This is a genomic window from Streptomyces sp. NPDC049577, from assembly GCF_040675635.1.
GTDB lineage: Bacteria > Actinomycetota > Actinomycetes > Streptomycetales > Streptomycetaceae > Streptomyces.
The window spans coordinates 1-7,767 of the sequence record NZ_JBFAPH010000299.1; the positions used below are offsets into that span (position 1 = coordinate 1).

Consider the following 7,767-nt stretch of genomic DNA (forward strand, 5'->3'; position numbering starts at 1 on the left):
GTCCACTGGAGGCCAGCACGCTATTTTTCTGCGGGCCCCAAGACATTCAGCGGAGAGAGGCATTCGCCACCGCATCGCCCGTAAGGGCATTGAGTAGAAGAAGGCGATGGCCAGCGCTCGTGTCTCCATCGGGAAGACCTCGCTGACCGTCAGGTAGGCGCTGCTGGCGCCGGCCGACGCGAAGAAGAGGACCACGCACCAGCAGGCGGTGAGGGTGACAGCGGTCAGTGAGCCCCTGCCGAAGAGCCAGGCGGTCGCGAAGAGCAGCAGTCCGCTCAGTACGTACGTCCCGGTGATCATCGGTCGTCGTCCGAGGGTGTCGAAGAGCGGCCCCAGCAGCAGCGGCCCGAGGAAGTTGCCGAAGGCGATGACGGCGAAGTAGTAGCCGGTGTGCCCGGAGGGCACGGAGAAGAACCGGGTCAGGATCGCGCCGAAGCCGAAGGTGATGGCGTTGTACAGGAAGGCCTGGCCGATGAAGAGCGCGAGGCCCAGCGCGGAGCGGCGCGGGTACGAGCGGAAGACGGTCCGCGCGACGGTGCGGAATCCGATGCTCTTGCGCTGGTGGACGGTGATCCGCCGGTCGACGGGCCCGCACTCGCGGCCGGTCTCGGCGGCGATCCGCTCCTCGATCGACGTCACGAGTTCCTCGGCCTCGGGGCCGCGGCCGTGGATGAACAGCCAGCGCGGCGATTCGGGCACGTGCCGGCGGACCAGCAGGATCACCAGTCCGAGCACGACGCCGAGGGCGAAGGTCAGCCGCCAGCCCACGTTCGCGGGGAACAGGTCGGTGTCGAGCATGACGATCGACAGCAGCGACCCGCCCACCGCGCCGATCCAGAAGCTTCCGTTGACCAGCAGATCGACCCGGCCGCGGTGCGAGGCGGGGATCAGTTCGTCGATGGCGGAATTGATGGCGGCGTATTCGCCGCCGATTCCGCAGCCGGTGAGAAAGCGGAAGGCGAAGAACCACCAGGAGTCGAAGGAAAGTGCCGTCAGTCCGGTTGCGCCGAGATACAGGGCGAGGGTGAGCAGAAACAGTTTCTTGCGCCCGTACCGGTCGGTCAGCCAGCCGAAGAGCAAGGCACCCGTGCAGGCGCCGGCCACATAGAGGGCGGCGGCGATCCCGGTGACCTCGGAACCGCTGATCGCGATTCCGCTGCCCTTCTCCGAGAGGCGGGAGGCGATGTTGCCGACGACGGTCACTTCGAGGCCGTCGAGTATCCACACCGTGCCGAGTCCCAGCACGACCATCCAGTGCCAGCGCGACCAGGGCAGACGGTCCAGCCGTGCGGGTACCGAGGTGGTGATCGTTCCGGTTTCCGGCGCGTGTCGGTCGACTGTCGCCATGGGTGGCCCTCCCGCGTGCACCGGCCGGGGCCCGGTGCCCCGGCGGCGTGCCCCCGCGTCTTCCCGGCGGGGCCGTGGGCATGCCGTTCCACTTGCCGTTCAGTGCTGCCGATCAGTACGCGGAGTTGACGTTGTCCATGGAGCCGTACTTGTCGGCCGCGTAGTTGCAGGACGCGACGATGTTGGCGACCGGGTCCCAGATGTCCCAGGACGTGCCCTCGACGTGATACGCCTTGAACGTCGGGTCGATGATCTGCAGCAGACCCTTGGAGGGAACGCCGTTGACGGCGTTGACGTCCCAGTCGTTGATGGCCTTCGGGTTACCGGTCGACTCGCGCATGATGTTGCGCTTGACGCCGTCATAGGAACCCGGGATGCCCTTGGCGTGCATGATGTCCAGCGCCTGGGCGATCCAGCCCTCCAGATTGTCGCCATAGGCCTTCGGCGCCGGAGCGGCAGGCTTGGCAGGGGCGGCCTTGACCGGCTTGCGGGCCTCCGAACGGGAAGCGGCAGCCTTGGCGGCGCGCTCCTTGTCCGCCTTCGCCTTCGCGGCGGCGTCGGCGTCGGCCTTCTTCTTCGCCTCGGCGTCCGCGGCGGCCTTCTTCACGGCAGCGGCCTCGGTCTTGCCCTGCGCGGCGGCGTCCGCGACAACCTTGGTCAGCTCGTCCTGCTGCGTCGCACCGAACGACTCGGCATTCCAGGCAACGGTCTTCACCGGACGCGTCTCCGCAGCAGAGGCCGTGCCGGCCGAAACGGCGGCGAACGCAGCCGCCGCGATCGACGCGGTAGCGATACCGGTGGCGGAGATCTTGTGGGCCTTGGTCAGACGGGTATAACCGGAGTGGGTGGAGCGCATAACTGAGCTGAACCTCTTCCAATCGCGAACGTCGCAGTGGCCGTACCTGGCGCAAGAAAAAGCGCCGTTTCTCGGTCGACGGCGCCGTGCGACTCAGCCATTGTTAGCGGCGCCCAAAACCCCCGACAAGACTGTGACCTACGACCCCACAGCGTAGAAAACCCCAGGACAAACGCCTTGAAACCCCCAAAAACACGCACCGCTTATCACTAGCCGAGGGCGTATGTGACCCACGCCCTATGCCCCGCCTCACACCCGGCCGCATTCCTCCTCACGCCCTGCCATTAAGCGCATGCGACGAGCAGACCTTTCAGGCCCCTGAGCACAAAGCCCGGTTTCCGTTCGGGCTCCGAAACGAGGCGCAGGCGGGGCGCTCTGCGGAGAAGTTCTCCGAAGGCTGCGATCAGTTCGACGCGGGCGAGCGGGGCTCCCAGGCAGTAGTGGATTCCGGCGCCGAAGCTCAGGTGGGGGTTGTCGGTGCGGGTGAGGTCCAGGCGGTCGGGGTGCCGGAAGCGGGCCGGGTCGTGGTTGGCGGAGCCGAAGAGGAGGGCCACCTCGCTGCCGCGCGGGATGAGGGTGCCGTCGATCTCGATGTCGTCGAGGACCCAGCGTTCGAAGAGCTGGAGCGGGGTGTCGTAGCGCATCAGCTCCTCCACGGCCTGCGGCAGGAGGGCGGGCTCGGCGCGGAGGGCGGCGAGCTGGTCCGGGTGGCGGAAGAGGGCCCACCAGCCGTTGCCGATGGTGTTGACGGTGGCCTCGTGGCCGGCGTTGAGGAGCAGGACGCAGGTGGAGATCAGTTCCTGCTCGGTGAGCCGGTCGCCCTCGTCGTGGGCGGTGATCAGCGTGCTGATCAGGTCGTCGCCGGGATGGCTTCGGCGGTGGGCGATCAGTTCGCCGAGGTAGGCGGAGAAGTCGAGGGAGGCGCGTACGGCGCGTCGTGCCGTCTCCTCGCCGGGGTTCAGCTCGTACATGCCGCAGATGTCGGCGGACCAGGGGCGGAGCAGTCCCCGGTCGGCCGGGGGTATGCCGAGCATCTCGGCGATGACGGCGACCGGTAAGGGCTCGGCCAGAGCGCCGATCAGGTCTCCGCCACCGTCGGCGAGGAGGCCGTCGACCAGTTCACGGGCCAGCCGTGCGACGGCGGGGGCGAGCTCCTCGACCGTGCGGGGGGTGAACGCCTTCGACACCAGGCGGCGGATGCGGGTGTGGTCGGGGGCTTCCAGGTCGAGCAGGCCGTTGCCGTTGAGGACGTGGAAGGGTTCGTGCGCGGCGGGCGGCGGGGTCCGGCCGAATTCCTCGTGGGTGAAGCGGTGCAGATAGGTGCGGCCCAGGCGGCGGTCGCGCAGGAGGGCGCGGACGTCGGCGTAGTGCGGTATCAGCCATTGGCGGCTGGGGGCGAACCAGTGGGCGCGGGATGTGGCGCGCAGCCTCGCGTAGCCGGGGTAGGGGTCGGCGGCGAATCGTGGGCACCAGGGGTCGAAGTCGGCGCTCGCCATCATGGGCGCATGGTAGCGAGGGCGAACGGGCGGGCGCGGGCCGTCGGGGACGGTGCCCGCCCGGGGCGTTCTCACCGGTCGAAGGTCATGATCATCATGTGTGCTGGGTCGGGCAGGGGTCCGAAGCCGGCCTTGGCGTAGACGCCGTGGGCGTCCTGGGTGGCCAGCAGGGCGCGCCGGATCCCGTACGGGGCGAGGTGGTCGCGCACCGTGGTGGCGAGCCAGGTGCCGAGGCCCTTGCCCCGGTGGGCGCGGTCGACGTAGACGTCGCAGAGCCAGGCGAAGGTCGTGAGGTCGGTGACGACGCGCGCGTAGGCGGCCTGGGCGCCGGTCGCGTCGTAGACGCCGAAGTTGAGGGAGGCGCCGATGGACTGTTCGACCTTCTCGCGGCTGCGGCCCCGGGCCCAGTAGGTGTCCGTGGACAGCCAGTGGTGCAGCAGGTCGACGTCGAGACGGTCCGGATCGGTGGCGATCTCGTAGCCGTCATCCCTTCGAGTGATCATGGCGGCATGCTACGGCGTGTCGGGCGTACGGCCCCGGGCCGCGGGCTCCGGACCGGCCGGCATGCCGCCCCCGTCGGACGGGAGTACGGTCCTGTTATAGGTGCGCCGGGGCTGCGGCCTGCGAGGAGAACGACGTGACTGGTCACGGTGAGCTTCCGGGCACGGCCGATCTCCTGGGTGAGGCGGTGGCACTGGCCGTGCACCGGACGGGTGCCACGAGCGGGGGCGTCTATCTGCTGGATCCGGAGAAGCCCGTGCTGGGGCTGGCCGTGATGGCCGGCATGCCGGTCGCCACGTCCTCGCCGTGGAAGCGGCTGTCGCTGACGTCCCCGGGTCCGACCGCGCAGGCGGTGCTGGAGGAGCGTCTGGTGTGGGTGGGGCGCCAGGAGGACATGGTCCGCCGCTATCCGCGCGTCGCCGCGTTCTTCCCCTACCAGCTCTCGCTCGCGGCCGCCCCGCTCAAGGGCGTCCGGCATTGCTGGGGCGCGTTGCTGCTGGTGTGGCCCGTGGGCCATCCGGCCCGGCTCACTCCGCGGGAGCGCGGGAACATCACCTTCAGTGCCCGGCGCATCGCCCGTGTGCTGGACGGGGCCGCTCGCCCGCCGGTCATTCCGGAGAAGCCCCGGATCGTCCCCGTGCACCGTACCGACGCGGGGGCGCCACAGCCCGCGCTGGCGGCGACCGATCTGGTCGAGCGCCTTCCCGTGGGTACCGTCGCCCTGGACCGGGAAGGGCGCGTCGCCTTCGCCAACACCGCCGCCGCCGGCCTGCTGGGCTGTCCCGCCGAGCAGATGCTGGGCGTGGTGCCCTGGAACGCGCTGCCCTGGCTGGACAACGACGCATGGGCGGACGCCTACCGCACCGCCGTGACCAGTCGAGAGCCGCTCTCCCTGGGCATTCTGCGGCCGCCGGACCGGTGGCTGGACTTCCGGCTGTATCCGGACGGCAGCGGCATCAGCATCCTCATCACTCCCGGCCGGGGGCGCGCCGGCCCGCCCGAGCCTGTCGCGGCCGCCATGGGGTCCTCGGGCCGGATCTACCAGCTGATGCATCTGGCGGCCGCGCTGACCGAGACGGTGAGCGTCCAGGACGTCATCGACCTGGCCGCGGACCAGATCCTGCCCGCCTTCGGGGCCCGGGGCGTGATCATGTCCACGGCCGAGGCCGGGCGGATGAAGATCATCGGCTATCGCGGCTACTCCCCGGACGTCATCGAGCTTCTCGACGGTCTGCCGATGGACGCCGACGTCAATCCCGTCGGTCCCGCGCTGGCCACCGGCACGCCCTCCTTCTTCGCCGACCGCGCCGAACTGAGCCGCGACTACCCCAGGGCGCCGCACACGAGCGACAAACAGGCCTGGGCGTTCCTGCCGCTGATCACCTCCGGGCGCCCCATCGGCTGCTGCGTGCTCGCCTACGACCAGCCCCATGTGTTCACCGCCGAGGAACGCGGCATCCTCGTTCCCCTGGCGGGGCTCATCGCGCAGGCCCTGGACCGCGCCCGCCTCTACGACGCCAAGCACAGCCTCGCCCACGCCCTCCAGCAGACGCTCCTGCCGCACACCCTGCCCACGGTGAGCGGCCTGGACGTCGCCGCCCGCTATCTGCCCGCCAGTTACGGGATGGACGTCGGCGGGGACTTCTACGACCTGATCCGGCTCAGCGACACCACCGCGGCGGCGGTCATCGGAGACGTGCAGGGCCACGACGTGACGGCGGCCGCCCTCATGGGCCAGGTGCGCACCGCCGTCCACTCGCACGCCACCGCCGGCGCCTCCCCCGACGAGGTCCTCGCCCGCACCGACCGTGACGTGACCGACCTGGACATGGACCGTTTCGTCACGTGTCTCTACGCCCATCTCGATCTGGCCCGCCACGAAGTCACTCTCGCGAGTGCCGGGCATCCGCCACCGCTCCTGCGGCACCCCGGCGGCCGCGCCCGAGCGCTCGACGTCGATCCCGGCCCTCCGCTCGGCACCGGCATCGAGGTTCCCTACCCGCTCACCACCGCGCCCGTGCCCCCGGGGGCCGTCCTCGCCCTCTACACCGACGGGCTCGTGGAGACCCCCGGCACCGACATCGGCCGGACCACCGGCGATCTCGCGCGGCAGCTGACCGAGGCGAGCGATCTCCCGCTGCACCGGCTCATCGAAAGTCTCGTCCAGCGGACCTGCCCCAGCGGGCAGCACACCGACGACATCGCCCTGCTCCTGCTCCAGTCCACGTGAGCGCACCGGATCACCTTGACGCGGCCGAGCCCCTCGGGGAGCGTGGCGTCTTTCGAGGGGAGGGTGACATGGGTGAGAACAAGCGACGGATGCTGGCCGGTGACTGGTTCGTCCCCGACGACCCGGAGCTGGCCGCCGACACCCGGCGCCGCGTCGAGCTGTGCGCGGCCTACAACGCCGCCGAGTGCGCGGAGCCGGCCGAGCGGGCGGAGATCCTGCGCCGGCTGCTCGGCTCTGTCGGGGAGGACGTGCGCATCCGGCCGCCGTTCCACTGCGACTTCGGCTACCACATCAGCATCGGCAGCGGGACGTTCGTCAACTTCGGGGCCGTTTTCCTGGACTCCGCGGCCATCACGATCGGGGCGGACGTGCAGATCGGCCCCTATGCGCAGGTGCTGACCGCGACGCACGAGGTGGATCCGGTGCGGCGCCGGGAGGGCTGGGAGAAGGGGGTGCCGGTGACGATCGGCGACAACGTCTGGCTCGGGGGCGGGGTGATCGTCTGCCCGGGGGTGACGATCGGCGAGGACACGGTCGTGGGGGCCGGCGCGGTGGTGACGGCGGACCTGCCGGCCGGGGTCGTGGCCGTGGGCAATCCGGCCCGCGTCATCCGCACGCTGGACGGGCGGACCGATTGACGGGTGCGTGATGTCCCGGTCCGCGTCGTTCCGTTGCCGCGGGACGCCGACGGCCGGCCGTCGCGCCCCGTGGGGGTGGGGTGCGACGGCCGGCCGCGTGCCGTCCGGGGTGGCCTACCGGGTTACGGGACGACCTTGAGCAGCTTGTTCGGGGTGCCCGCGCCGGGGCTGGTGACCTTGCCGGCCGTGGCCCCCTGGGTGAGCGCGCTCGCCACCTGCTCCGGGGTCGCGTCCTTGTGGCCGCTCAGGTAGAGCGCGGCGGCGCCCGTCACGTGCGGGGTGGCCATGGACGTGCCGGAGATGGTCTTGGTGCCGGAGTCGCTGTCGTTCCAGTCGGAGGTGATGTCCGAGCCGGGGGCGTAGAGGTCGACGACGCTGCCGAAGTTGGAGAAGTCGGACTGCTGGTCGTCCTTGGTGGTGGAGGCGACGGTGATCGCCTCCTTGACCCGGGCCGGGGAACCCTGGCCGGCGTCGGTGGACTCGTTGCCCGCCGCGACGGCGAAGGTGACGCCCGAGGCGATCGCCTTGCGCACGGCCGCGTCGAGCGCCTCGTCCGCGCCGCCGCCGAGGCTCATATTGGCGACGGAGGGACCCTTGTGGTTCTTGGTGACCCAGTCGATGCCGGCGACGACCTGCTCGGTGCTGCCGGAGCCCTGGGCGTCCAGTACCCGGACGGCGACGATTCTGGCCTTCTTGGCG

7 protein-coding genes are annotated in these 7,767 nt (G+C 70.5%); 2 read left to right on the plus strand and 5 right to left on the minus strand.

What is annotated here, in order from left to right; translation table 11 throughout:
• From AB0K09_RS26030 to AB0K09_RS26045, 4 genes are all read right to left on the minus strand, one after another.
• On the minus strand, nt 1–1,347 hold a 1,347-nt coding region (locus tag AB0K09_RS26030), incomplete at its 3' end, for an MFS transporter (RefSeq protein ID WP_366067823.1).
• Between the two features lie 112 nt (nt 1,348–1,459).
• Nucleotides 1,460–2,203: a transglycosylase SLT domain-containing protein gene (locus AB0K09_RS26035; RefSeq protein WP_366067824.1), complete on the minus strand. Its 744-nt coding sequence runs from the start codon at nt 2,201–2,203 to the stop codon at nt 1,460–1,462.
• 284 nt (nt 2,204–2,487) lie between these two features.
• On the minus strand, nt 2,488–3,702 hold the full coding sequence (locus AB0K09_RS26040) for a cytochrome P450 (protein WP_366067825.1): 1,215 nt from the start codon (nt 3,700–3,702) through the stop codon (nt 2,488–2,490).
• 68 nt (nt 3,703–3,770) lie between these two features.
• The gene (locus tag AB0K09_RS26045) at nt 3,771–4,202 is read right to left on the minus strand and encodes a GNAT family N-acetyltransferase (RefSeq protein ID WP_366067826.1); all 432 of its coding nucleotides are present in this window, start codon (nt 4,200–4,202) and stop codon (nt 3,771–3,773) included.
• A gap of 134 nt (nt 4,203–4,336) precedes the next feature.
• On the opposite strand from AB0K09_RS26045, the gene AB0K09_RS26050 reads away from it, so the two are divergent.
• Nucleotides 4,337–6,430, plus strand: a complete 2,094-nt coding sequence (locus AB0K09_RS26050; RefSeq protein WP_366067827.1) for a SpoIIE family protein phosphatase — start codon at nt 4,337–4,339, stop codon at nt 6,428–6,430.
• Nucleotides 6,431–6,498: 68 nt separating this feature from the next.
• Nucleotides 6,499–7,068 (plus strand): sugar O-acetyltransferase, encoded by a 570-nt coding sequence (locus tag AB0K09_RS26055; RefSeq protein WP_366067828.1) that lies wholly within the window; start codon nt 6,499–6,501, stop codon nt 7,066–7,068.
• A gap of 122 nt (nt 7,069–7,190) precedes the next feature.
• Here the strand turns inward: AB0K09_RS26055 and AB0K09_RS26060 are convergent.
• A partial coding sequence (locus tag AB0K09_RS26060; RefSeq protein ID WP_366067829.1) for a S8 family peptidase occupies nt 7,191–7,767 on the minus strand: 577 nt, incomplete at its 5' end.